The 24,990-nt window shown below is 64.5% G+C and carries 21 protein-coding genes; 9 read left to right on the top strand and 12 right to left on the bottom strand.

Annotated features, from left to right (window positions below; genetic code table 11):
- Window positions 1-137 precede the first annotated feature (137 nt).
- On the top strand, window positions 138-1,130 hold the full coding sequence (hemB, locus tag AB4Y82_RS14575) for a porphobilinogen synthase (protein ID WP_441602865.1): 993 nt from the start codon (window positions 138-140) through the stop codon (window positions 1,128-1,130).
- A gap of 565 nt (window positions 1,131-1,695) precedes the next feature.
- Here hemB and AB4Y82_RS14570 read toward each other — a convergent pair.
- Entirely contained in the window at window positions 1,696-2,025 is a 330-nt protein-coding gene (locus AB4Y82_RS14570) for a hypothetical protein (protein ID WP_441602866.1), read from the bottom strand.
- Window positions 2,026-2,094: 69 nt separating this feature from the next.
- On the opposite strand from AB4Y82_RS14570, the gene soxR reads away from it, so the two are divergent.
- Window positions 2,095-2,565, top strand: a complete 471-nt coding sequence (gene soxR, locus AB4Y82_RS14565; protein WP_441602867.1) for a redox-sensitive transcriptional activator SoxR — start codon at window positions 2,095-2,097, stop codon at window positions 2,563-2,565.
- Here the strand turns inward: soxR and AB4Y82_RS14560 are convergent.
- The 3 genes from AB4Y82_RS14560 to AB4Y82_RS14550 are packed head-to-tail and all read right to left on the bottom strand — an operon-like array spanning window position 2,562 to window position 3,655.
- Window positions 2,562-2,942 carry a tautomerase family protein gene (locus AB4Y82_RS14560; protein WP_441611429.1) on the bottom strand — a complete coding sequence of 127 codons (381 nt, stop codon included), beginning with the start codon at window positions 2,940-2,942 and terminating at the stop codon, window positions 2,562-2,564. The genes soxR and AB4Y82_RS14560 overlap by 4 nt on opposite strands.
- Before the next feature lie 21 nt (window positions 2,943-2,963).
- A complete protein-coding gene (locus tag AB4Y82_RS14555) occupies window positions 2,964-3,500 on the bottom strand; it encodes a DUF4865 family protein (RefSeq protein ID WP_441602920.1) in 537 nt (178 codons plus the stop codon).
- A 5-nt stretch (window positions 3,501-3,505) separates the two neighbouring features.
- Window positions 3,506-3,655, bottom strand: coding sequence for a hypothetical protein (locus AB4Y82_RS14550; RefSeq protein WP_441602869.1), 150 nt, complete (start codon window positions 3,653-3,655; stop codon window positions 3,506-3,508).
- A 105-nt stretch (window positions 3,656-3,760) separates the two neighbouring features.
- Here AB4Y82_RS14550 and AB4Y82_RS14545 point away from each other — a divergent pair, with 105 nt between their 5' ends.
- The 3 genes from AB4Y82_RS14545 to AB4Y82_RS14535 all read left to right on the top strand — a co-directional run bounded on the left by AB4Y82_RS14545 (window position 3,761) and on the right by AB4Y82_RS14535 (window position 7,933).
- Window positions 3,761-4,651: a LysR substrate-binding domain-containing protein gene (locus AB4Y82_RS14545; protein WP_441602870.1), complete on the top strand. Its 891-nt coding sequence runs from the start codon at window positions 3,761-3,763 to the stop codon at window positions 4,649-4,651.
- A 91-nt stretch (window positions 4,652-4,742) separates the two neighbouring features.
- Window positions 4,743-6,587 (top strand): monovalent cation:proton antiporter-2 (CPA2) family protein, encoded by a 1,845-nt coding sequence (locus tag AB4Y82_RS14540; protein WP_441611427.1) that lies wholly within the window; start codon window positions 4,743-4,745, stop codon window positions 6,585-6,587.
- Window positions 6,588-6,763: 176 nt separating this feature from the next.
- On the top strand, window positions 6,764-7,933 hold the full coding sequence (locus AB4Y82_RS14535) for a glycosyltransferase family 9 protein (RefSeq protein WP_441611425.1): 1,170 nt from the start codon (window positions 6,764-6,766) through the stop codon (window positions 7,931-7,933).
- On the opposite strand, the gene AB4Y82_RS14530 is transcribed toward AB4Y82_RS14535, so the two are convergent.
- A complete protein-coding gene (locus AB4Y82_RS14530) occupies window positions 7,852-11,316 on the bottom strand; it encodes an ankyrin repeat domain-containing protein (protein ID WP_441602873.1) in 3,465 nt (1,154 codons plus the stop codon). The genes AB4Y82_RS14535 and AB4Y82_RS14530 overlap by 82 nt on opposite strands.
- Before the next feature lie 71 nt (window positions 11,317-11,387).
- On the bottom strand, window positions 11,388-11,690 hold the full coding sequence (locus AB4Y82_RS14525; RefSeq protein ID WP_441602874.1) for a YcgL domain-containing protein: 303 nt from the start codon (window positions 11,688-11,690) through the stop codon (window positions 11,388-11,390).
- A 324-nt stretch (window positions 11,691-12,014) separates the two neighbouring features.
- Here AB4Y82_RS14525 and AB4Y82_RS14520 point away from each other — a divergent pair, with 324 nt between their 5' ends.
- Complete coding sequence (locus AB4Y82_RS14520; RefSeq protein WP_441611423.1) at window positions 12,015-13,454, top strand: OmpP1/FadL family transporter; 1,440 nt, start codon at window positions 12,015-12,017, stop codon at window positions 13,452-13,454.
- Window positions 13,455-13,664: 210 nt separating this feature from the next.
- Here AB4Y82_RS14520 and AB4Y82_RS14515 read toward each other — a convergent pair whose 3' ends face one another.
- The 4 genes from AB4Y82_RS14515 to AB4Y82_RS14500 all read right to left on the bottom strand — a co-directional run bounded on the left by AB4Y82_RS14515 (window position 13,665) and on the right by AB4Y82_RS14500 (window position 20,013).
- The gene (locus AB4Y82_RS14515; RefSeq protein WP_441602876.1) at window positions 13,665-15,077 is read right to left on the bottom strand and encodes a coniferyl aldehyde dehydrogenase; all 1,413 of its coding nucleotides are present in this window, start codon (window positions 15,075-15,077) and stop codon (window positions 13,665-13,667) included.
- Between the two features lie 16 nt (window positions 15,078-15,093).
- Entirely contained in the window at window positions 15,094-17,556 is a 2,463-nt protein-coding gene (locus AB4Y82_RS14510; protein ID WP_441602877.1) for a TonB-dependent receptor, read from the bottom strand.
- 61 nt (window positions 17,557-17,617) lie between these two features.
- Complete coding sequence (locus AB4Y82_RS14505; RefSeq protein ID WP_441602878.1) at window positions 17,618-18,763, bottom strand: SO2930 family diheme c-type cytochrome; 1,146 nt, start codon at window positions 18,761-18,763, stop codon at window positions 17,618-17,620.
- Window positions 18,764-18,774: 11 nt separating this feature from the next.
- Entirely contained in the window at window positions 18,775-20,013 is a 1,239-nt protein-coding gene (locus AB4Y82_RS14500; RefSeq protein ID WP_441602879.1) for a parallel beta-helix domain-containing protein, read from the bottom strand.
- A gap of 297 nt (window positions 20,014-20,310) precedes the next feature.
- On the opposite strand from AB4Y82_RS14500, the gene AB4Y82_RS14495 reads away from it, so the two are divergent.
- Window positions 20,311-20,742: a tetratricopeptide repeat protein gene (locus tag AB4Y82_RS14495; protein ID WP_441602888.1), complete on the top strand. Its 432-nt coding sequence runs from the start codon at window positions 20,311-20,313 to the stop codon at window positions 20,740-20,742.
- Between the two features lie 77 nt (window positions 20,743-20,819).
- On the opposite strand, the gene AB4Y82_RS14490 is transcribed toward AB4Y82_RS14495, so the two are convergent.
- On the bottom strand, window positions 20,820-21,893 hold the full coding sequence (locus AB4Y82_RS14490; RefSeq protein WP_441602889.1) for a LysR family transcriptional regulator: 1,074 nt from the start codon (window positions 21,891-21,893) through the stop codon (window positions 20,820-20,822).
- A 324-nt stretch (window positions 21,894-22,217) separates the two neighbouring features.
- Here AB4Y82_RS14490 and AB4Y82_RS14485 point away from each other — a divergent pair, with 324 nt between their 5' ends.
- Entirely contained in the window at window positions 22,218-22,982 is a 765-nt protein-coding gene (locus AB4Y82_RS14485; protein ID WP_441602890.1) for an SDR family oxidoreductase, read from the top strand.
- Window positions 22,983-23,118: 136 nt separating this feature from the next.
- Window positions 23,119-23,940, top strand: a complete 822-nt coding sequence (locus AB4Y82_RS14480; RefSeq protein ID WP_441602891.1) for an alpha/beta fold hydrolase — start codon at window positions 23,119-23,121, stop codon at window positions 23,938-23,940.
- A 51-nt stretch (window positions 23,941-23,991) separates the two neighbouring features.
- Here AB4Y82_RS14480 and AB4Y82_RS14475 read toward each other — a convergent pair whose 3' ends face one another.
- The gene (locus tag AB4Y82_RS14475; RefSeq protein WP_441611422.1) at window positions 23,992-24,894 is read right to left on the bottom strand and encodes an RNA polymerase sigma-70 factor; all 903 of its coding nucleotides are present in this window, start codon (window positions 24,892-24,894) and stop codon (window positions 23,992-23,994) included.
- Window positions 24,895-24,990: the final 96 nt, after the last annotated feature.

Genomic DNA, 24,990 nt, shown 5'->3' with positions numbered 1-24,990 from the left:
GCAGCAGGGTGTTTGCGCGGCGGCGCGTTCATGCAGGGTGCGGTTTTGTCGTCTCATCGACCGCGTCAACCTGCCTTTCCCGGCGAACCCTCCAACAGGCGCTAAAATGGGCCGATGTCCTGCCCGAGAGTTCACCCATGAGCTATCCCGCTGTCCGCATGCGTCGCATGCGTCGCGATGCCTTCTCGCGTGCGCTGATGCGCGAGAACACCTTGCTGCCCACCGACCTGATCATGGTCGCCTTCATCATCGAAGGCGAAGGGCAGCGCGAACCGGTGCCGTCCATGCCGGGCGTGGAGCGATTGTCCATCGACGAACTGCTCAAGCTCGCCGGCGAGTGCGTGCGCCTGGGGATCCCGGCGCTGGCGCTGTTCCCGTCGCCCGGTGCCGCGGTGAAAACCGAAGATGCACGCGAAGCATGGAACCCGGACAGCCTGATGCAGCGCGCCACGCGTGCGCTCAAGGCCCAGTATCCGGAGCTCGGCCTGATCGGCGACGTGGCGCTCGATCCATACACCACGCACGGACAGGACGGCCTGATCGATGAGGACGGCTACGTGATGAACGAGCCCACCATCGAAGCGCTGATCAAGATGTCGCTGGCGCAGGCCGGGGCCGGCATGGATTTCGTGGCGCCCTCGGACATGATGGATGGCCGCATTGGTGCGATTCGCGATGCGCTGGAGGATGCCGGCCACATCCATACGCGCATCCTCGCCTATTCCGCCAAATACGCTTCGGCGTTCTACGGCCCGTTCCGCGACGCCGTGGGTTCGGCCGCCAATCTCGGCAAGGGCAACAAGCACACCTACCAGATGGATGTGGGCAACAGCGACGAAGCACTGCGCGAGATCGAGCTTGATATCCACGAGGGCGCGGATGCGGTGATGGTGAAGCCGGGCATGCCTTACCTCGACGTGTTGCGTCGGGTGAAGGATGCGTTTGGCATGCCGACGTTTGTGTATCAGGTGAGCGGTGAGTACGCGATGTTGAAGGCGGCTGCGCAGAATGGGTGGCTCGACGAGAAGGCTGTTGTGTTGGAGTCGTTGACGGCGTTCAAGAGGGCGGGGGCGGATGCGATCCTGACTTATTTTGCGGTGGATGCGGCGAGGTGGTTGAGGGGGGAGTGAGGGTTCTCGCTCGTTGTCCCGGCGCGCGCATTCACTAGCTCGTCATCCCGGCGCAGGCGGAGATCCAGAGCCTCGGTTTCTGGTTGTCGCGTTACCGCAAGGGTGCCGCCTACGCGGCGGGCGTTTCGATCGGCTGCCGCCGCTCGAGTCACTTTTCTTTTGCTGGCCCAAAAGAAAAGTAACCCAAAGAAAATGGCCTGATAACGCCCGCAGCATCGTGTTGGGATAAGCCCGAACGCTCGAGGCTCGCTGTCATGGAACAACCTCCGAGGGTACACAGCGGGTACTTCAAAGCGCTGCGCAACGCGCCCGAATCGCTGAGGACTCAAAGCGGGGCCTCGCTTCGCATCGGCTTTAGTCCCGTACATTGCGAACTGAGTACCGCGCCTGGCGCTTGTCTGTGGGAGCGCACCCTGTGCGCGACAAACCTACGGAGCGATCCACCGCACTTCTCCCTCTCCCCTCCGGGGAGAGGGTCGGGTGCTCGCGGGGGCATATCTATTCTTCGTTTCAATGCCGGCGATGTGAGTGCAAGAGATAGCAAGCGCCTCACTACGTCCACCCATCACACATGCCGATACGTCCCCAGATCCGCCTGCACCCCCAACTGCTGCATGAAAGCTGCGGGATCAAACCGCTCCTGCGCATAACGCGCCTGCATCACCGCTTTGGCGGCGGCGAAGTGGGATTCGTGGCTCCATTCCACCAGGGTCATCACATTGAACTCGCCGGCCAGGTCGGGTTGGGTGAGTACCAGGTTCTGGCGGCAGCCGGGGAGTTTGTCGAGCAGGCGCTGGGTGAGGTGCAGGCGTTCCATGAAGGCCGCTAGGGCTTTGGCGGGGACGTTGAAGCGGTCGATGCGGTAGATGGATCGACGGGCGGTCGGTGGGCTCATGGGTATGCCTCGCAATGAAGTGCGTGGCACTCTAGGACCTCAAGCTAACTTGAGGTCAAGAGGTGTCGCATGAGTGAGGGTGCGAAGCACGGGCTGCCGACCACGCTGGGCGTGGGGGAGGTTGCGCGTCGCAGTGGTGTAGCGGTCTCCACGTTGCACTTCTACGAGACGAAGGGACTGATCCGCAGCGAACGCTCGGTAGGCAATCAGCGGCGGTATGCGCGTGCGGTATTGCGGCGCGTGTCGTTCATTCGTGTCGCGCAGCGCGTGGGCATCTCCCTGGCCGATATTGCTGCTGCGCTGGCTGCGCTGCCGGCCGGCGAGGCGCCCAGCCGACGCGACTGGGCGCGCTTGTCCGCCCAATGGCGCGCGGAACTGGACGAGCGCATGGCGCAGCTGAGGAAACTGCGCGACACGCTCGACGACTGCATAGGCTGCGGCTGCCTGTCGATCGACCGCTGCCGCCTGCGCAATCCCGGCGATCGACTGGCCAGCGAAGGCGCCGGGCCACGGCGGCTGCTCGTCAAGCAACGAACTTAGGCGTATGGCGCCTCGCCGTTGCCGAACGACCAGTTCTCCTTGGCCGTTTCCAGCAGGTTGATGAAGACATCCTGCGGTCGCAGTCCGGGTTCCTTGCTGAGGAGCACCGCGGTGTACTTGTAGAACGCCTTTTTCTGCTCGACGGTGCGCGTGTTGTTGCAGGCGATCTGGATGATCACCAGGTCGTCGGTGCGCGCAATGCCGAGATAATTGGAGTCGTAGTCGAATTCGTCGGCGTCGTGCTGGTGCACCACGATGAAGCGGTCGTTCTGCGGCACGTTGAAGGATTCGATCATCGCGCGATAAATGCTGTTGCGAATGGCGGCGATGTGTTCTTTGGATTTGCCGCGGCGAAGCGAGACGCGTACGAGAGGCATGGGGGAATCTCCGGTGAAGGATCAGGGTTGTGATACGTGGCCAACGTCGTAGCGTTGGCCAGAGGTGTGGGCAGGAAGGCTCTCATCCCACAGGCGAAAGCTCACTCGCGTCCACGTGGTGGGCTCGAAGGCGCTGACGGCGGCGACGGCGCCGCGCTCGATATCACGCTGCAGCACGCTGCGTTGTTCCTCGCGCAGTGACTCGAGCGCGGCATAAGGCGCGATCGGCTGGATGTCGCGTGTAGCAAAGCGCGCATGCTCGGCCTCCGGCGAGAGATACACATCCCACACCGGCCACACGCGAATGGATGGCCAGCCGAAAGCCTTGGTGAGATTGGCGAAGCCCTCGCTGCCGAGAAAGCGTTGCATTGCCGCGCTGTCGCGCCACACGTAAAACGGCGCGTAGAGATTTTCATCCGACGACGGACCGCGCTCCGCGTGCAGATACGCCTTCAGCATCAGCCCCTCGAAGTGATCGAGCAGGTGCCCCTTGTCCGCGATGCGCTGCCGGACGATCGCCATGTCGTAGTCGGCGGGCAGGGTGAAGCTGTATTGCATCGCGATCACGAGTGAGCCTCCTCGTCTTTCAATTCGCGCAGTACCGCCGTGGCTGCAGGCCAGGCGGCATAGCAAGCCAGATGTGCCGTGAGCGTCCCGAGTTCGCCCGCCACATCGCCGAAGCTGCTTTGCCCGTGGCCGGAACGAATGCCCATGAACGACTCCTCGTGCGCTTGACGAAGCGAAGCCTAGGGCGGAGAGTACCGTCCTGAAAAGCGGAAAATATTGAATCAATAGTCCATAAAAACAGGATGATTGCCATGCGGCGGATCACCTTTGATCTCGATGTGCTGCGCACCTTCGTGACGGGCGTGGAGCTGGGCAGTTTTGCCCGCGCTGCTGACCGGCTGGGGCGCTCGACCTCGGCCGTCAGCGCGCAGCTGAAGAAACTGGAAGAGCAGGCCGGCACGCCGGTGCTGCGCAAATCCGGCCGCGGCATGGCGCTCACCGAGTCCGGCGAAACCATGCTTGCCTATGCGCGCCGCCTGCTCGAGCTCAATGACGAAGCCGCCGCCGCGCTGCACGGTGCAGAGCTGGAAGGTGCGGTGCGGCTGGGCCTGCAGGAAGATTTCGGCGAGAGCCTGCTCACTGACGTGCTGGGCCGTTTCGCCCGGGCGCATCCACGCGTGAAGGTGGAAGTGCGCATCGCGCGCAACGCTGAGCTGCTCGAGCGCGTGGGCTCGGGGCGTCTGGACCTAGCGCTGGCCTGGGAGGCCGGCATGACCACGCCTCATACCGAACGCATCGGCACCCTGCCGCTGCGCTGGATCGACGGCGCAGGTGCCGGCTCCAACTGGCCACGCGAGGACGGCGAGCCCTTGCCGCTGGTGATGCTGGACGCGCCCTGCATCATGCGGACCGCCGCCACCACGGCGCTGGACCGCGCGAATATCCCCTGGCGCATCGCCTTCACCAGCGCGAGCCTGGCGGGCACCTGGGCCGCCGTCGCGGCAGGGTTGGGCGTGTCATTGCGTACGCCCGCCGGACTCCCGGCCAGCGTGCGCGCCCTGCTGCCACACGAGACCACGCTGCCGTCGATGGGCGAATTGGGCTTGTGCCTGCACCGCGCCGAGGCCGAGTCGTCACCCGCCGTGGAGCGCCTTGCATCCATCATCACGCAACAATGGCAAGGCCTTTCGCTTGCTGCATAAGTCGTAGCGTTGATCGCTGACTTTCTCTTCAGGGGTCGGCTTACACAGCGTCAGCGTGGAATAATGCGATTCCCCCGAATGGAGCGCACGAGTGGATAGCCGCCATTTTCTGCAGACAGCGCTCGTATTCCTGCTGGCGACCGTCATCGCGGTGCCGCTGACCAAGCGCTTCCGCCTGGGTTCCGTGCTCGGGTATCTGCTGGCTGGCATCGTCATCGGTCCGCAGGAGCTGGGCCTGATCTCCGATACCGCGGGCGTGGCCACCATCTCCGAGTTCGGCGTGGTGCTGATGCTGTTCGTGATCGGCCTGGAGCTGTCGCCCCAGCGTCTGTGGGTGATGCGCAAGCAGGTGTTCGGCACGGGCCTGCTGCAGGTGCTGGCGACCAGCCTGGTGATCGGTGCGGCGGCGTACTACCTGTTTGGACTCACGGTGAATGCCGCCACCATCGTGGGCGGCAGCCTGGCATTGTCGTCCACCGCGTTCGGCTTGCAGATACTCGCCGAGCGCAAGGAAGCCGGTACGTCTTACGGGCGACAGGCGTTCGCCGTGCTGCTGTTCCAGGATCTGGCGGCGATTCCACTGATCGCGGCCGTGCCGCTGCTGGCCAGCGCATCGACCAAGCATGGTTTTGATGTCTACGCGGTGCTGCGCACGGTGGCTGCGATCGTGGCGGTAATGGTCGGTGGCCGCTATCTGTTGCGTCCGATCTTCCGCTTCGTGGCGAAGGTCGACAATGTCGAAGTGTCCACCGCCACCGCCTTGTTGGTCGTGATGGGCACAGCGTGGTTGATGGAGCTGGTGGGCGTGTCCGCCACGCTGGGTGCGTTCCTGGCCGGCGTGCTGCTGGCCGATTCCGAATACCGCCACGAACTGGAATCGCATCTCGAACCGTTCAAGGGCTTGCTGCTCGGCCTGTTCTTCATCAGCGTGGGCATGTCGATGGACCTGACCCTGCTGATCGAGCAGCCGATGCGCGTGTTCCTGCTGGTGCTGTTCCTGTTGTTGATCAAGGGCGCTCTGCTGTGGCCGCTGGGTCGCATCGTGGGCGGCCTGAATGGTCGCGATGCGCTGCGCCTGGCGGTGTTGCTGGCCTGCGGCGGCGAATTCGCGTTCGTGCTGCTCAAGCTCGCCGGCGAGCAAAACCTCATCACCACCGAGCAGCACAGCCTGCAGGTGCTGGCCATCACCTTGTCGATGGCCTTGACGCCACTGATGGTGGCCGTGCTCGGTCGCATGCTGTATCAGGCCAAGACCAAGAAAGAGCGCGAGTTCGACACCATCGTGGCCGACAAGCCGCGCGTGATCATTGCCGGCTACGGGCGCATGGGGCAGATCGTGGCGCGCATGTTGCGCGCGCAAGGCATTCCGTTCGTGGCGCTCGATCATTCGGTGGAGCAGATCGACCTGGTCCAGCGCTTTGGCAACTGGACCGACATCTTCTACGGCGATCCGGCGCGTCCGGAATTGCTGCGCGCCGCGCGGGCGGACCAGGCGGCGGTGTTTGTGCTCGCGGTGGACGATCCCGAGGCAAGCCTGCGCACGGCACGCGTGGTGCGTCGCATGTATCCGAGCCTGAAGATCATCGCGCGTGCGCGCAATCGCCAGCATGCGTGGCGACTGATGGATCTGGGCGTGGATTTGCCGGTGCGCGAAACGCTGTATTCCAGCTTGAAGATGACGCGCCAGACACTGGAAGCACTCGGCATGTCGCCGGAAATGGCGGCCGATCACGTCGAGCGTTTTCGTCGACAGGATGCCGAACTGCTCAAGCGCCAATACCTCGTCTACGACGACGATGCGCGCATTGTGCAGACCACGCGCGAAGCGCTGGTCGATCTGGAACAGCTGTTCCAGGCCGACGCTTCGCCCGAGGTCACGCGTGCCTTGGAGAAGCCCACCGATGCCAAGGCAAATGACGAAGATGTGACACGCTGACGTTGGGCTGACGGGATTTCTTGCGTGCCGTTATTGCACGTGACTGCATGCGAACTTGCGTCAAATCCGCAACTCATTTCGCCGCGCATCGGGAAAGATAGGCGCGCCTGAAGGTCGTGCCGTCGCGGGGCGGGCCGCCTGAGGGATCGGGCCTGCCCGACGTCGACCTGAATTGCATGGGCCAGCGTGCGCCACTTCATCCCGTCGTCATTCGATTCGGACGACTGGGCGACACCATTCTTTTGCAGCCACTGCTGCACAAGCTGCATCGCCGTTATGGCAGTGCATGCCGGCTCGTTTCGCTGGGCGAATGCTCGCGCGTGTTGTACGAGGGCCATGAAGACGTCGCCGAAGTGCGGAAGGTCGACAGCCAGTATGGTTCGCTCTGGCTCAATCCGCAGCGATTGCGCACGGCGTTCGCGTTGCGCGAACTGCGCGCGGCGCCGTTCTACATCTGCGAGCCGGATGTACGTAGGCGCACGAAGATAAGGCCGATGCTGGCGCTGGCCGGCATTGCGCCCGAGCATTGCGTGTTCATCGAAGACACGCCGTTTATCCAGGGCGATCATTGGATCGACTGGCTGATGCGGTTTGCGGATGAAACGCCAGCGGCCTTTCACGATGCCCTGTGTTCGTCGCATGCCCTACCTTGCGCGCCACGACTGGAGCCAACCGCCATAGAACTCGGTGAAGCGCAGTTGTGGCTGGCGCGGCGCAATCTGCACGGACGTCCGTTGGTACTGCTGCAACCCGCGAACAAGCGCACGATGCGCTGGAATGGCATACGCAAGCGCGAGGACGACGACAAGTCGTGGCCGGTGGAACGATGGGCTGCCTTGTGTCGCGCCATCGTCGAAGCCATGCCCGATGCGTGTGTGCTGTTGTGTGGTTCGGCGGCCGAGGCGGCTTATCTCGCCACGATTGGCGACGCGGCAGAGCATGCGCAGGTGATTGTCCCGCGCGAAGGACTGCCGCTCGGTCATTTGCGCGCGTTGCTGCATATCGCGCACAGCATGGTGTCGGTGGATACAGGGCCTGCGCATCTGGCAGCCGCGGTGGGTTGTCCGCTGGTCGTCCTGTTCGGCAACCGCTGGCCCTCCATGTGGACGCCGCGCAGCGCAACGGGCAGCGCGGTGCACGCCATTGGCGGATTGCCGGATGTGCCCAGCGTGGATCGCATCGGACTGGATGAAGTCGTGAGCGCGTGGCGGCAGTTGCCGCCACGCCCCGAGACGATGGCTCGTCGTCTGGTCGAAGAGGCGCTTCAGTCGGCCGGCTGGGCCGGCTGCCTCAACATCTGCCGCACGCTGGGAATGGCCGAGCCGCTGCGCGCCGCCAGTTCGTGAGCGATGTCGACATAGCCGATCGCACGCGCCACATCGGCCGGCGTGCGGCCGAAGGCATCCGCCGCCTGGCGATCGGCGCCACGCGCCAGCAGCACGCGTGCCGGCGCGAGCAGCGCATGCATGGCGCAGGAGTGCAGTGCGGTGACGCCACGCTGATCGGCGTGTTCGAGCGTGGCGCCGGCATCGAGCAGCACCGGCACCAGCGCGCCGATGTGCGTGGGATCGCAATCGCTGCCCGGACGCAGATGCGCGCCAAGCAACAGCAGCAAGGGCGTCTTGCCTTCCTTGTCGGCCAGGCTCACGTCGGCGCCGCGCTTGAGCAGTGCGTCGAACAGGCGGCGCGCACGCAGGCTGTCGTTGTGATCGAAGCCGTACTGTGCCGCCGCATGCAGCGGCGAGTGACCGCGCTCGTCCACGGCATTCACCTCGGCGCCGCCGTCGAGCAGTTGCTCGGCAAGATCGGGATAACCCATCGCGGCGGCAATCATCAGTGCGGTCGCTTCGCCCGGCAGGCGCTGGTCGACGGCCACGCCGTTCTGCAGCAGCAAGGCCACCAGTGCTTCGCGTCGCGCGCTGACGGCAGCGGCAAGCGGCGTCATGCCGTTGGTGGCGGCGAGCGTGGTGTCGGCACCCTTGTCGAGCAGCAGGGCGGCGACGTCGCGCTGGCCGGCGCCGCAGGCATGCAGCAACGCGGTGGCGCCCTGGTGATCGCGGGTGTCGACGGCAAAGCCCAGTTCGAGCAGGCGCTCGACCGCCGTGACCGCGCCGGCCTTGGCGGCGGCAGGCAGATCGTCCGCGCGCAGGGGACGCAGCGGGCGCGTCCAGTCGCCCCAATTCATCCAGCGCTCGATCGCCTCGTGCTCCAGCGCCAGGCCCAGCGGCGTTTCGCCATTGGCATCGATGGCTTCCGGATCGGCGCCATGCGCCACCAGCGAACGCACCAGCGGCAACGCGCGCTCGCCATGTTCCAGCGCGGCGAACAACGGCGTGCGGCCGCTGATATCGCGTGTATTCGGATCGCAGCCGCGTGCCAGCAAGGCTTGTAGCAAGGCCGCGTGGCCGTACGTGGCGGCAAGATGCACCGGCGTGCGTTCGCGTGCATCGGCACCGAAGGGATCGGCGCCGCGCTCGAGCATGGCCAGCGGCAAGGCCGCGCCCTGCGCGCTGTCTTCCAGGCGCAGCAAAGCCTGCGCGAGCAAGCCGGCGCCAGCGGGCGTAGCGCCGGCACTCAGCAGATCGTCGATGGCCTCGGTGGCGGCGGGCAGTTGCGGCAGCAAGGCGTCGAACAGGCGGCGTCCGAGCGGCGGCAGCGACGATTCGATGTTTTCCACGGTTTCAGCGTCGTCGACCAACTGGGGCTGCAAGCGTGCTTCGGGATCGAGCGCATGATCGAGCAGCCAACGGCGCGCGGCGCTCTGGCCGGCGCCGGCCAGATCCAGATAGAGCTGGGCGAGCTGCGACTGCGGCCACTCGCGCACGCGCTGGGTAAAGGTGGACACCACCGCCCAGTGGCCGAAACGCAGCGCGTCCAGCAGGTGCGCCGGCGTGTCCGCGCCTTCGGGCAACGCATCCATGCTCAGGCTGGCGGGCAGCGGCGTTTCCGGATCGAGCAGGGCGACCAGATCCCAGCGGCCCGCGGCAGCGGCGTAATCGAGCGCGCTGCGGCCATTGCTGCCGGCGGTCTTGGCTTCGGCGCCCAGGGCGAGCAGGGCGCGCACCACATCGGCGTGCGCCTGCGGCGACTGGCAGGCCAGGGTGAGCGCATCGCGACCATGACTGTCACGCAGGCGGGCGTCGGGCTGCGCTTCGGCAAGCAGCTTGACGATGCCTACGGCGCCGGCGCGTGCCGCTTCCATCAAGGCGGTGCTGCCGTGGCGATCCGTCAGGTTCACATCGGCGCCGGCGGCACGCAGCGTACGGGCAATCTGTTCGTGGCCTTCGGCCGAGGCAGCCATCAGGGCGCTGCGGTGGCGCGCATCCACGGCGTTGATGGCGGCGCGATGCTTGAGCAGCAGCTTCACGCCTTCGACGTCGTCGTCGGGCACGCCAGCGGCCGTCACCAGGGCGGGTTCGCCATCGGCGGGCGTGGGCTTGGCGCCGTGCTCCAGCAGGAACTTGGCCACCGGCCAGTTGGCGGCGCGGCAGGCCACGGCCAGCGGGCTGAGGCCGGCCTTGTTGAGCGCATTGATGACGGCGCCGGCGTCGAGCAGCATCGCGGCAACGATCGCCTCGCCGCTGAGCACCGCGCCATGCAGCGGCGTGTTGCCTTCCGCGTCGGTGGCCAGTGCGCTGCCGCCGTTGGCCAGCAGCGTCATCACCGCTTCGGCACGGCCATGCCAGCTGTCGCGGGTGGCGGCGAGCAGCGGCGTCAGGCCGCCGCTGGCGCGATTGACGTCGGCGCCCTTGGCGATCAGCGCGCGCAACAGGCGCATATCCGGCAGCAGGGCGGCGAGCATCAGCACCGGGCGCTGGTCGCGATCGCCCGGCGCAGGCGCCGTGTTCGGATCGGCGCCGGCTTCCACCAGGGCCAGGGCGCGCTCGATGTCGCCCTCGCGCGTGGCCATCAGCAAGGCATAAGCCTGCTCAGGCGTACCGGCGGTGCGTTCCTGCTCGGTGAGCGTCGGCGCAGGCTTGGGCGGCGGTGTCGGCGCCGGCGCATCGATCACGCCAGCGGCGGGCTGACGAGGGCGACGGCGTTCGCACAGCATGGCTCGCAGCGTACGGTTGGCGACGATCAGGCAGCCCAGCGGCATCAGAACCACGCCGTAGATCACCAGCGCCGCGGTGCGCAGCTCGGAAGGCAGCACGCCATACAGACCGGTGAGCGCGATGGCGATGAAGGCCAGCGCCAGCAGCGCAATCGCCGAAGGCAGGAAATGGGTAAAGAAGCGCTCTTCGCGTGACAAGTGGCGACCAAACGCCAGGCTGCGTGCCGTGGCGGTGAAGATCCACGAGCCGTCACTCTGGGCGGGATAAGCGTCGTCCCACACATAGACCAGGCCAAACGCCGGCCACAACCGCCACAGCGCCGCCAGCGCCACCACCAGCGCACCGGCCAGCAGCAAGGCCGCGCCGAGGCTGGGCGACTGGTTGAGCTTGAGCATCGGCCACGCCACCAGCAGGAACACCAGCACCACATAGCCGGTGAACATCACTAGGTAAGCCGCGCCACGGCGCAGCACGGTGCGGCCAAAACGCGGTTCCGGGTCGAAGCCGATCGCATGGCATACCGCCGCCATGGTCAGCGCATTGGCGACCAGCAGCGGAATCAGCGCGAGTGGATGGGCCCCGAAGGCGGCTATCGCTGCGGCGACCAGACCTGGAACGAACCAGGCGAGGGCTTGCAGAAACGGAGGCGGGCGACGCGTTTTTGAGTAGGCCATATGCGCGGAGTATAGGAATCGTGACGAGGCCAGAAGGTAATCCGGTGTTAACGGATACGGCGGCGTGCGCTTTAGTGATCGCGATCGTCGTGAGGATCGAGCGGCGCGCTGTTGTAGACAAGATGGTTGGCGGTGGCCAGCGTCTCGTTCGGCGGCAATTGCAGATGCCAACCCTGCGCGTCCAGATGCTTGATCACCTGAGCGGCGTCTTCATACGGCAGCTTGCGCTCGCCGGACAGTTCCACCTCGAGCACAAAGCGCAGGTCGCCAAGCATGAGGGCGAGCGACTCGGGCAGCCTCTCGAAATCGTCGCGGCGGCCCACCCACAGATAGGTATCGGGCTTGCGCTGGCTGGCGTAGACAAAACAGTGCATGGCGGCACCCGTCGGCAATCATGGGAGGGGCGCACCCGCGGGCGCGGTCTGAGAGATTAGCACCGCTTGTCACGCCACCGCGATTTTCCGCGTAGTCCCCTGTGCCAGACGCGTTACACCCCCTATCTTCGCCTATCGACGACGAACAGAGCGGATGAGCGGGTAATTCACGGGGAATTTTGCTGCAAGCGCACTTGTAAAGCTTGCGTTGTGTCGGCACAGTGCCGGCCAGGGGTGTCAAACGCGCGTATGAAAATCAAGCGTGGACGTCAAGCCCCTGCTACCACCCCGATGCCAGATCAACGATAAGCAGGAGCATTGCTGATGCAGATGTCATACCGTCAATTTTCACGTGCGGGTCGTCCGCTCACGCTCGCTGCGCTGAGCCTGGCGATCCTTGGGACGCTTGCTGCACCGCAGCGCGCCCATGCCAGTGCGTTCCAGCTGCATGAAGACAGCGCCGCCGCGATGGGTCGCGCCTATGCCGGTTCCGCCACTGCCGGTGGCGACGTGTCGGTGGTGGCCAACAACCCGGCCGCCATGAGCGACCTGAAGGGCACCTATTTCCAGGCTGACGTCACCGCCATCAATTTCGGCACCACCTTCAGTGGTTCCGCGCACGACGCGCTGGGTCGCCCGATCAGCGGCGGCAAAGGCGGCGACGCCGGCACCACCATGCCGGTCCCGGCTTTCTTCTTTGCCACCCAGCTGGGTGACAAGTGGCACGTGGGCGCGGGCTTCACCGTGCCGTTCGGCTTCCAGACCGAGTACGACCACAATTGGATCGGCCGCTACAACGCGCTCAAGTCCAAGTTCGAATCGCTCGACGGCACGCTGTCGCTGTCCTACGACGTGACCGACAACTTCGCCCTGGGCGTGAGCGGCATCGCGCAGAAGACCTCGGCCGAGCTGACCTCCGCCATCAACTACAACGCCGTGGGCCTGGGCCTGGTGAATCAGGCCGTGCAGGCGGGTGCGATTCCGCCGGCCACCGGCGCAGCACTGGCCCAGCAGGTCGGCGCCATCGTGCCGCCGGGTTCGGACGGCGTCGCCCGCATCAAGGGTGACGACTGGGCCTATGGCTGGCAGGTCGGCATGCTGTGGCGGATCACCTCGAACGACAAGTTCGCGCTGGACTACCGCTCCAAGATTTCGCACACCATCGAAGGCACGGCCAACTTCACCGTACCGTCCAACGTGCAGGCATTGCTGAGCAACCCGACCGTCGCCGCGCTGCTGGCCGGTGCGGGTGGCGTGCCGTTCACGCATACCGAAGGCACCGCGCCGTTCACCACGCCCGCCGTGGCGACCGCCAGCTACTGGCACCAGGAAGAGAAGTTCGGCCTGGGCGCCGACGTGGCCTGGACCAAGTGGGACGTGTTCAAGAACTTGAACGTGTACTACGCCAACCCGGCGCAGCCGACCACCACCGAGCCGTTCAACTGGCGCAACAGCTGGTACGTGTCCGTGGGCGGCGAGTACTACGTCAACGACAAGTTCACCGTGCGTGCGGGTCTCGCACTCGACACCACGCCGACCGTCACCGCCACCCGCGATCCGCGCGTGCCCGATGGCACCCGCCAGCTGGCCTCGTTCGGCGTCGGCTACAAGGTCAACGACCACTTCGTGCTGAACGCTTCGTACGCGCACATCTTCGTCAACAGCGCGCGCGTGAACGCCACCAGCGCCACCGGCGACGTGATCACCGGCGAGTCGGACGACTACGGCAACCTGCTGAGCCTGTCGGCGCAGTACAAGTTCTAATCGCGGTTCATCGCGAGCAACGGTTGCAAAAAAACTCCCCGCGAAAGCGGGGAGTTTTTTTATGGCGTCACGGGTGAAAACAAAACGCCACCTTGTGGGAGCGCACCCTGTGCGCGACTGGCCACATCGAAGCGCCAACGTACGGTGTGGCCGTCGCGCACAGGGTGCGCTCCCACAAAGGGGTTTTCGCCCATTGAGGTTTCGCGCGCTTCAGCCCACCCGCATCAACAACTTCAACATCCGCTTGAACTGCGCCCCGTACGGCGGATTGAGCATGCCGGTGCCGTTGAAGCGCGCCTGCCGGAAAATCGGCTTCATATGCGAAAACGTGCGGAAGCCTGCCTCGCCGTGATAGCCGCCGATGCCCGACGGGCCCACGCCGCCGAACGGCAGGCCATGCTGCGCGATGTGGTACAGCGTGTCGTTCACGGTGACGCCGCCGGCCTGCGTGCGCGTCAGCACCTCGTCGATGGTCGCGCTGTTCTGCTCGAACAGATACAACGCGAGCGGTTGCGCATGGCTGGCGACATAGCCGATCGCTTCGTCCAGCGAGTCGTATGGCATGACCGGAAGCAAGGGACCGAAGATCTCGTCCTGCATCACTGCCATGCCGTCGTTGACGTTGGTCAGCATCACCGGCGCCAGCAGGCGCTTGGCAGGGATGTCATGCGCGTCGCTCATCGGCTCCAGTGTCGCGCCCGCGGCCACGGCCTCGTCGCGCAACCTGCCCAGGCGTTCGTACTGGCGATCGGAGACGATCGAGGAGTACTGCTGCTGCAGGCGCAGATTGGGATACAGCTTGCCGACCATGTCGCGCGCGGCGCTCACGAACGCAGCCATCTGCGCACGCGGCACCAGCACATAGTCCGGCGCAATACAGGTCTGCCCCGCATTGACCAGCTTGCCGAACACGATGCGTTCGACGGCATGATCCAGCCGCGCACCGGGACCGACGATGGCAGGCGATTTGCCGCCCAGTTCCAGCGTCACCGGCGTGAGGTTGGCTGCCGCCGCGCGCATCACGTGATGGCCCACGGCAGTGGAGCCCGTGAACAGCAGATGGTCGAACGGTAGTGCCGAGAATGCCTGCGCCACTTCGGCGTCGCCGGTGACCACGGACACTTCGTCCGCGGAGAAATAGCGCGCCACCTGATCGGCAAACAACTGCGAGAAGCGCGGAGTGAATTCGCTCATCTTCAGCATCACGCGGTTGCCCGCGGTGAGTGCATCGATCAGCGGGCCCACGGCCAGGAACAGCGGATAGTTCCACGGCACGATGATGCCGACCACGCCACGCGGCTGCGGCAGCAGCGTGGTGCGCGCGGGCAGGAACACCAGATTGGCCAGCTTGCCGCGTGGCCGCATCCAGCGGCGGCCACGGCGTAGCGAGTGCTTCAGATTGGAGAGGCTGGGATACAGCTCCAGCAACTCGGTCTCTTCCGCCGGGCGATGGCCGAAATCGGCATCGATCGCTTCGGCAAACGCGCCGCGCTGCTCGTCGAGCATCTTCTCCAGGGTGCGCAATCGCGTGGCGCGAACGTCCCAGGGCGGCAACGGATCGCGCGACTGCGCTTCACGCATGCGCAGGAGGATGGAATGCAGTGACGAGCTGGGTTCTTTCATGGTCATCGGCTCACGGTCAGAACTTCGCGCGCAATTCCAAGCCCCACATGCGGGGCGGCGTGATGGAGGCGAACGGCGTGCCGAACACGGAGGTGCTGATATTGTTCACGCCGGTCACGTATCGCTTGTTGAACACATTGTTGCCGTACAGCGCCACGCCCCAACGGTCGCCCGGAGAGTGCCAGTCGATGCGTGCATCCGTGCGCTGCTCGCTGCTGCCGATCTTGAAGTTCGGGCTGATGTTGCAGGAGCCCTGATACTGCGAGTCGTCATTGCAGCGCGTTGCTCCACGATAACCCTGCGACAGATCGAACTCCAGGTCGCCGTTGGCCACGTTGCGCCAAGTGTAGGCCAGTGACAGCGCGCCGGAGAAGTACGGCGCGCCGGTGGGCTGGCCGCTGAGATCCACGCCGTCGGGCGCGGTGGCGCTGCGATACTTCGAATCGATATAAGCGCCCGCGAAATTGATGCGGAAACCTTCGATAGGCTGCCATTGCGCTTCCAGTTCCAGGCCCTTCGCTTCCTGGTTGCTGCTGTTGACCACATAGATCGGCAGGCCGGTCGCGGGGCTGTTCGGATCGAGCGCCAGCGACTGCATATTGTCGTAGCGGTAGTAGTAGACCGAGCCGTTGAGCAGCAGGTTCTGATCCGGGAACAGGCTCTTGATGCCGCCCTCGTAGTTGGTCACTTTTTCCGGCTGGAAAGTCGAGCCGGGCTGCACGCTGTTGTAGCCGCCAGCCTTGTAGCCGCGGGTGACGGAGACATAGCCCATCACGTCCGGCGTGAACTTGTAACTGGCCACCACGCGGGGGCTCCAGTTGTTCCAGGTGTTGCTGGCGTAGACCGGCGTGCCCACGGCGCTGGTGAAGATCACGTTCTGCTGGAACGCGTCCAGGGTGCCGGGCGGGAGGATGCCCAGGCCATACAGGCCGGCGATGGTGGCGTCGAAGGCGGGTGCACTGCGCGGCATGTTGTACCAGCTGAACTCCTTTTCATCGCGCGTGTAGCGCAGACCCGTGGTCACGTCGAACTTGTCGCTCACGTGCCAGATCACGTCGCCAAAGGCGGCGTAGGCCTTGAAGTTGCCGTCGTTGCTGATCGCCTCGTGCCACGGGTCGCCCAGCAGCGAGAACGGCAGCCCGAACGATGCAAGCATATTGCTGATATCGGTGAGCGGCGTGCCCACGCCCAGTACATTGTTGGCCAGCGTGTCGATGCTGTTGGTGTTGACGTTGGTCTCGCTGGTCTGGCGCGCCTGCTCCTGGTAGTAGCTGACGCCACCCACCCAATCCATCAGGTCGTTGTTGCCCGACAGCTTGAACTCCTGATACCAGCTGTTGTTGTGCTCGATGTTCGCCGTGTCCAGATAGGTCACGACATGGTTGGTGCCGTCGTAGTCGCCCAGGTTGAACGTGTCGAAACCGCGCCAGGCGGTGGTGGAAACGAAGTCGCCCCAGCCGAACGAATGATCGATCCGCAAGGTGGCGCCGTCGAAGCGCCGCGATTCGCGCCCACCGATGGCGTCGTTGTAGAGCGGCGCATGCAAGGGGTTGAGATAGTTGGCCGGATCGGCCGGGAACGGCGCGCGTTCATTGGTGTCGTTGGACAGCGGAATCAGGCCGATCGCAGGCTCGGGTGTCTGGTTGAGTTTCTCGTGATCCCACGACAGCAGCACGCGCGTATTGTCGGTGACGTTCCAGCGGAACACCGCGCGCGTGCCCCAATCGTTGTCGCCGCCGTACTGCTTGCCGGTGGCCGCGTCCCGGATCCAGCCGTCGCTCTGGTTGTCGAGCACGCTCAGGCGCAGCGCCATATCCTGGTTGATCGGGATGTTCACCAGCGCATCGGCGTATTTGCGGCCATCGTTGCCGACGCGCACGCGCGCATCGCCCTCGAATTTGTCGGTGGGTTCGTTGGTGACGATGGAGATGGCGCCAGCCGCCGCATTGCGGCCGAACAGCGTGCCCTGCGGGCCCTTCAGCACTTCGACGCGCGCAATATCGTTGAACGCGAGCAGCGCGCCGCCCGAGCGGGCAGCGTAGACGCCGTCGACGTAGACGCCCACCGACGGTTCCGTGCCGATGCCGAAGTTGCTGGTGGAGATGCCGCGCAACTCATACGTCGGCTGCGTCGGCTGGCTGGCGCTGATCACCAGGCCCGGTACGAAGATATCCATCTTGCTCAGATCGGTTGCTGCCAGCGTGTCGATCTGCTTGGCGGTGACGATCTCCATCGAAATCGGTACCGATTGCACTTCTTGCGTGCGGCTCTGCGCGGTCACGGTGACGTTACCCAATAGCTTGGCTTTCTCCGGATCGGCCTTGGTGCCGGCAGCGGGTTGGGCGCTGCTGCTGTCCTGCGGCGCGGGCGATACGTCGTCGCTCGCCCAGCTTTCGGTGGGCAATACACCTAGCACCAGGCTGCTCCCCAGCAGCAGGCGATGCAGGCACACGGACAACGGACGCGGACGCATGTTCATCAGCAGTTTCTCCCCTCGATATGAAAAAACCGCGGCCCGGAGGCCGCGGCACTGCTTGGTTTTAATGAATCGCGACGCAGCCCCCCGACTGCGCCGCAATCCATGCCTTGATCAATGCCACGCCTTCGCGGTGCACTGTGCTACGGCCCAGTTCCGGCATCATCACGCCCGGGTCGGCCGAATCCATCCGGTAGGGCAGGATGGATTCATCGGGCGAGCCGGGCACGACGTCGAACAGATGATCGCCCGTGCCACGTCCCGCCGCGACCGGCGGCTTGCAGATGCCGAGATGGCGGTCTTCGGGCGCGCTCACATCCAGCGTAAGGGCGGTGGTGTTGGCCGCGCCTTTGGGGTTGTGGCAGTGCCCGCAGTTGATATCCAGATAAGCGCGTGCCCGTGCGTCGAGCGATGCGCGCTCGTCCATCCAGTTCGCGTTGCGCGGCGTTTCTGTCGCTGCCGGCGCGCCGCTGAGGTAGCCGACCCTGGCGAGGTGCGCCAACTGGTTCTCGTCGCTGGCCGCGTAGTGATAGTCGCGATTGAGGTGACGTGCCTTCGGGCCGATCGGATGGATCTTGCGCGTCACCCAGTCCTGCGCGTGGCAGCTGGCGCACTGGCTTTCGTCGGGCACCACGTAGTTGAAGTCTTCGCGCGCATCGCTGTCGGCCACCAGGGTCAACGGAATCACGGCGCCGGTGCGCGCGAGCAGCGCGTCGCTCTGGTCGTCTTTCCAAACATAGGGAATGGCCGCCCAACCTGATTCGCGACGCACCAGGATGCGCGTCTCGATCAGATGGACGCGGGCCAGGTCCAGGCCTTCGCCGGAGAAATCGTGCGAGCTGTCGTACGTGCGCGCGACGTCGCCGAGCTTCCCGTCCGCGGCGCGCGGATAGTAGAAGGTCTTGCTGATGATGGTGCCGACCGGGAAATCGAAGGTATCGGTCGGGTCGTACTTGGCCGAGACCCCCTTGGGCATCCAGATCGTGCGCAGCTTGTGCGCGTAATCGGTGAACAGCGGCGTATTGAGGTCGTACGGCACGACGCCCTGGTTGAGCACCAGTGCGCCATCGCGCGCTTCCACCACATGCCAGTCGCTCAACTTGGGCGGGCGACCATCCGCCTGGAACGCCACCGGGTCCATACCCCGGTGGCAGGCAGTCAACAGCACCAATGCCAGCAACAGGCCGACATGCACGAACCACTTCATCATCTGCTGCAACCTCAGGCTTTCGGTTCCGGGTCAAGTACGACCGGCGGCAGCTTGGGCAGCGTGCACTGGTAGGGCTTGGTGTCGGTGCTGGGATTCTTGTAATCGTGCGGACCATCGGCGTTGATCACGCCCACGTCGCCGTTCTGGATGCAGAAGCGGTCGCTGTCGGGCGGCAAGCCGTTCACCAGTTTCGTCTGATCCACATAGCCGTCCCACAGGATGTCCGGGAACTTGCCGCTGAGGCCGAACACCGCGGTCTTCAAGGTCTTGAGCTTCAGTCCATCCGGCGAATCGCCGCCGCCCTTGAAGCGGTTGTCGTAGATGAAGATGCCCTTCGGGTAGGGGTTGTAATCGGCCGCCACACCCTTGGTGTTGTAGTAATTGGTGGAGAAATAGCTGGAGATGATGACGTTCGCCGTCTTGTTGTCGGCAATGTCGTTGTCGAAAATCTCCACCTTGTCGTTGGAGTTCACCACCACGCCCGAGCCGCGCGGCACGCTGGCCACCGCGGCGCCCTTGGCGGCGAAGTTGTCGGTGTTGTTGCCTATCGTCTTGTTCTTGAAGATGCGCGTGCTGTGGCCGGCCTGCGACAGGTTGGGCATGTTGAACACCAGGATGCCGCCGGTGTTGTTGGTGGCGGTGTTCTCATACACGTCGGCGTTCACCGAGTTTTCGATCTCGATGCCGGCCACGTTGAATTCGGCGCGATTGCGGCGAACCACGATGTTGTTGGACTGGCCCACGTAGATGCCGGCGTCGGAGGCGCCGATCACCACCGAGTCTTCCACCAGCACGTTCTGCGTCTTCACCGGATACAGGCCGTAGGCGCCGTTGGTGGTCTTGGGGCCGCCAGTCCATTCCACGCGCACGCCGCGGATGGTGATGTTCTTGCCCTGGTTGATCTTGAGCGCGTCACCCTTGGTGTCTTCCAGGGCGAGATTCTCGATGGTGAAGTCGTTGGCGTTGACCAGCAGGCCCTCGGGCCCAACCACCTGGCCCTTGAACGACAGCACGGTCTTGTCCATGCCGGCGCCCTTGATGGTGACGCCGTCGGTGCGCAGGCTCAGGCCACGCTGCAGGTGGTAGTGACCGGCCGGGATATCGATGACGCTGCCAGGCTTGGCATCCAGCAACTGCTGCTGCAACTTGGCCTCGAACGAGACGTCGCCGCTGCTCTGCGCGGTGGGTTCATCATGGTTGCAGGCCGCCAGGGCCAACGGTAGGGCGAGAATCAGGTAGATCTTGCGCATGGTCGCTTTCCTCCCCAGGAGCGCTGGCTGCGTGACAAGCCACTGTCCCGGAAACCGCCGCCCGGCAGGGAGGGGAGAACGGCCGTCGAAGGGGGGCAAATCGGCCAGTGTGACGATCGTTTGAAAATCGTCGCTGTTGGGGGAGCGCTCCGTGCAGCGGGTTGATGGTCAGGCCGCCGCGGTTTGCATGTGCCTGCACCAACGATGGCGAATGGGGTGTCACCCGAGGAACGAGCTGGTGGCCATCCTGGTTACCATCTATTTTTTGCCTGTTGGCACCTGACAAGGGGCAGTACCGTGGCAACGAAAGACGCCAACGCGAAGAAAAAATGGGAGGCCGCGCGCGCCGAGCAGATGGCCCGGTCGTTTCTGGAGTCGGCGTGTTATCTGGATGACCTGGGCGAACTCAGGCAGTCGATATCGCTTTTGAAACGGGCGGCGTCGATGGGCAACATCGAGGCTCAGGTGAATCTCGGCGTTGCTTTGGCATTCGGCACTGGCATCAAAGCCGACCTGGAAGCATCGCGCCGGTGGCTCAAGCGGGCTGCCAGCCAGGGCAGCCCTCAAGCGGCCTATAACCTTGGCGTCGTTTATCGAAAGCATCGCGATCTGAGATGGGCCAAATATTGGTTTCAGCGCTCTCTTGAGCTCGGGGACGAGGACGCGCAAGAGGCCTTGGATCAAATCAGGATGACCCAAACAGGGGCGCAAGGTCCCCGGAAACGGTGATCGCTCTTCACTGAGGGCGCGCGTCTGTTTTTCTGGATTTGCACGTGGCGCCAACAGGGCTGGCGAGCTTTGTCACACTACGGCGAGGTTCTGCGGGCACCCTGGTAAACCGGCAGGGTGACGACATCGGCGAGGGCGTGAATCGGCTCGTTCGCGGCTGTCGCCGGTGGCGAAATGCCTGCCACGTATTGAAGGTCGAGTGCGCGGATCGCCTCGGTGACATAATCGATGAATACGCGGATCCGCGCCGGCAGATGCTGCCTGCTCAGGTAGCACAGGTAATGGCCGCGATCATCGGGGGCGTAGGACTCAAGGCAGGGGACCAGCCGCCCCTCGCGCAAATGGTCGGCGACTTGATAGCCGGCGAGTTGCGCCATGCCGACGCCGTCGAGCACGCTCTGCAGCACCAGCCCGACGTCGTTGAACGTACAGATCGATGGCGGCGCCAGCTTGCGCCGCTGACCGTCCACGTTGAACTCCCAATCGGCGATACGCCCTGACGCGGTGCGGAAGTTGATGCAGGTGTGGTTGGCCAGATCGTCCACACCCTGCGGCGCACCATGTCGCCGCAGATAGGCAGGCGAGGCGCAGACCAGCATCTGCATGGGAACCAGCCGCTTGGCGACGATCTGGCTGTCCTCGAGTTGGCCATCGCGGATGGCGACGTCGACGCGGTCGGTGGTGAAGTCGGTCGGACGGTCGTCGAGCAGCAGATCCAGCGTTATCTCGGGATAGCGGGCGCGAAAATCCGCCAGCAAGGGCGCCACGATCTGGCGTCCAAAGCCCATCGAGGCGCTGATGCGCAGATGTCCGCGCGGAGGCCCTGAACGCAGTTCGCGCATATCCTCAAGCGCCTGCACGATGCGCTGCACGCCCGGGTGGCAGTTTTCGTAAAACAGCTCGCCCTCGCGGGTCAGCGAGGTGCTGCGCGTGGTGCGAAGAAACAGCCTCGCGTTGAGCTGGGCCTCGAGCTTGCGGACACTGCGGCTGACCGCCGAGCGCCCGATGCCCAGGCGATCGGCCGCACGCGCGAAGCTCCCTTCGGCTGCCACGGCAATAAAGGCAACGACACCGGCATAACTCGCCGTGAAGCTGCACGCCAGCGTATCGGTGACATCGCCCTGCGGCTTGCCATCATGGTTGAGTGTCATAGGCGCGATACCTGCTGGTTTTCAAGCTGATGAGCGGACGGTGGCTCGCAGAGAGCCGCCATCGGCTCTCCCCGTACGGTCTAGTCGTATGGGGCGGCGCTGTTGTGACAGGAGCGGCGGGGCGGGGCCCTTCGCTTCACGGCGCACGCCACCCAAGGGACATAACATTGGTGCGTGACCGGCCATTAGATGTGTACCCCCATGCACCTACTGACGCCGACTCGCGTCACCTAGCATCGGCGAACAAGCGGCCGCGGTATCGCCTGCCGTTCCTGCGCATACCGCACCCGACCACGTTTAGACGGACGACAGTCGAGGTTCCTCATGAAAATCGTTGTGATCGGCGGCAATGGCCTGGTGGGACGAAACGTCGTTCGACGGCTCCGGGCTGGCGGACACGACGTCACGGCGGCTTCGCGCTCGACCGGCGTGGATATCGTCACCGGGGTGGGCGTTGACGAGGTGCTGGTCGGCGCCGACGTGGTGGTCGATGTCAGCAATTCGCCGAAGCTCGAGGGCGATGCTCCGCTGGCGTTTTTCCAGACCGCGGGAGTCAATCTGCTGCGTGCGGAAGCCGCGGCGGGCGTGAAGCACCATGTGTCGCTGTCGGTAGTGGGCACCGATCGCCTCGTCGATAGTCCGTATTTCGTGGGCAAGGCGATTCAGGAGGCGATGATCCAGCGCTCTGGCATCCCCTACACCATCTTGCACGCGACGCAGTTCTACGAGTTTCTTCTGCGCATCGTCGAGCTGAGCGTGTATGAGCAGGAGCTCAGTTTGTCGCCCGCTTATATCCAGCCGGTTGCCTCAGCCGACGTCGCCGTCGCGATGGCCGAACTTGCCGTACAGCCTGCGCGCAACCGCATGATCGAAATGGCGGGTCCCGATCGCGTGCGGCTTTCCGAAATCATCCAGCGCTTTCTCACCGAGATCGAAGCGCCGTATGACGTGGTCACCGATCCGCTTGCGCCGTACTTCGGTGCAACGCTGAAAGAGGACTCGCTGCTTCCACACGACGGCGCCCACCTGTGCACCACGAGTTTCCCTGCCTGGATCCATCAGTCCGAATACTGCGGCGCCGACTGGTAGTGAAAGACGGCACGCGTCGCGACCAATACGTCGCGATTGATGCCAGGCAAGCAACACCGCAGCGCTCTTGGCGTATCTACCGATGCTTGATCCCGTTGCCTAATCTGCAGGCTGACGAAGCACGGGAATACGCGCGATGAGCACCATCACCACGAAAGACGGTACGCAGATCTATTACAAGGATTGGGGCAGCGGCCCCGTCGTCACCTTCTCGCACGGATGGCCATTGAATGCCGATGCATGGGATGGGCAGATGCTCTTCCTGGCGCAGAACGGCTATCGCGTGATCGCACATGATCGCCGGGGCCACGGGCGTTCCAGCCAGTCGTCGCAGGGCAACGACATGAATGGCTATGCGGACGATCTCGCGGAACTGTTCGAAGCTCTCGATCTGCGCGACGTGACCATGGTCGGTCACTCCACCGGCGGCGGCGAAGTGGCGCGCTATATCGGCCGACACGGCACAGGGCGTGTAGCCAAGGCTGTTTTGATCGGCGCAGTTCCACCGGTCATGCTGCAGAGCCCGACGAATCCGGAAGGCCTGCCCTTGAATGTATTCGATGGCCTGCGCAGCGCCCTGCAGCGCGACCGTTCGCAGTTCTTCAAGGATTTCGCGCTGCCGTTCTACGGCGCCAACCGCCCCGGCGCGCAGGTCTCGCACGGTGTGCTGCTGCAGTTCTGGCAGTGGAGCATGCAGTCGGGGTTGAAGAATGCCTACGAGTGCATCAAGGCCTTTTCCGAAACCGACTTCACCGAGGATCTGGCCAGGATCGACGTGCCCACGCTGATCATGCACGGTGAGGACGACCAGATCGTGCCCATCGCGGCCTCGGCGCTGAAATCGGTGCACATGATCGAGGGCGCGCGCGGCATCTACTATCCGGGCGCACCGCATGGCATGACCACCACCCATCAGGATCAGGTCAACGCGGATCTGCTGGCTTTCCTCAAGCTCTGATCGTTGCCGTGGGCCAGGCCGGCGGTAGGTCGTCGACGATCATGCCGCCGGTCAGGCTCGTGCTGAGGAAAACAGCGGGACGCCAAGTTCGGACGCGATGCGCGCCAGCTTGTCCGGATTGCGCTGAACGAGTACGCGGACAATGCGGTCGCCGTCGGTTTCCACGGTTTGTACCGACTCCAGTGCGTCATGGATGTAGCGCAGCACGCTGAGCTCGCCATTGATCGAGGCCAGGTCGATGCGAAGTGCGCTCTTGTAGCGCAGATTGGATGCATAGAAGAGCTGCGCGATGCGCTGACCGCCAAGCAGCGGCCTGGGGAAACTGGTTTCCCTGCCGCCACCGTCGCCGATCAGTTCGGCCTGGTCGGCCAGCATCGCCTTCAGCAGCTTGAACTGTCCCAGTGAGAGTGCCTGCGCGAATCGTTCCACGATGCGACCGTGTGCCTCGGGCGATACGGCGTACTTGGGCTCTCCCTCGCGCAGCTGGGTCTTGGCCCGATGCACGATCTGGCGCGCGGCCGCTTCGTTCTTGTCGATCGTTTCGGCGATGTCGGCGTAGCCCACGTCGAAGATCTCGTGCAACAGAAACGCTGCGCGCGCTTCTGGCGAGAGGCGCTCGAGCATCGACAGCAGCGCCACGGAAACCTCGCCGTGACGTTCGTGGATCTGTTCGGGGGTGGCCGGGCCATCGCTCAGGATCGGCTCGGGCAGCCAAAGGCCGACATAGTGCTCACGCCGGGCCTTCAAGGAGCGCAACCTGTCGATCGCCACGCGCGTGGTGGCAGTCACCAGCCATGCTTCAACGTTGTTGACGGCCGCCTGATCGGTGCCGTGCCAGCGCAGCCACACATCCTGGACGACATCTTCGGCGTCGGCTACGGAGCCGAGCATGCTGTATGCAATCGCCTGCAAGCGGGGACGAAGACGATAGAAAGTGGCGTTGGCGTCGTTCACAGCAATGAGTGCCGAGCTGGCCCTTTTGACGTGGTAAACCCGAGTCACTGCGCGGCGCAAAGGGCGGCATATCGCGCAACGTCATGCCGGCCACGG

Origin of the sequence: Dyella sp. 2YAF14 (genome assembly GCF_052114725.1) — a bacterium.
GTDB lineage: Bacteria > Pseudomonadota > Gammaproteobacteria > Xanthomonadales > Rhodanobacteraceae > Dyella.
The sequence above is the reverse complement of the archived record's forward strand: the minus strand, read 5'-3'. Positions and strand labels throughout refer to the sequence as shown.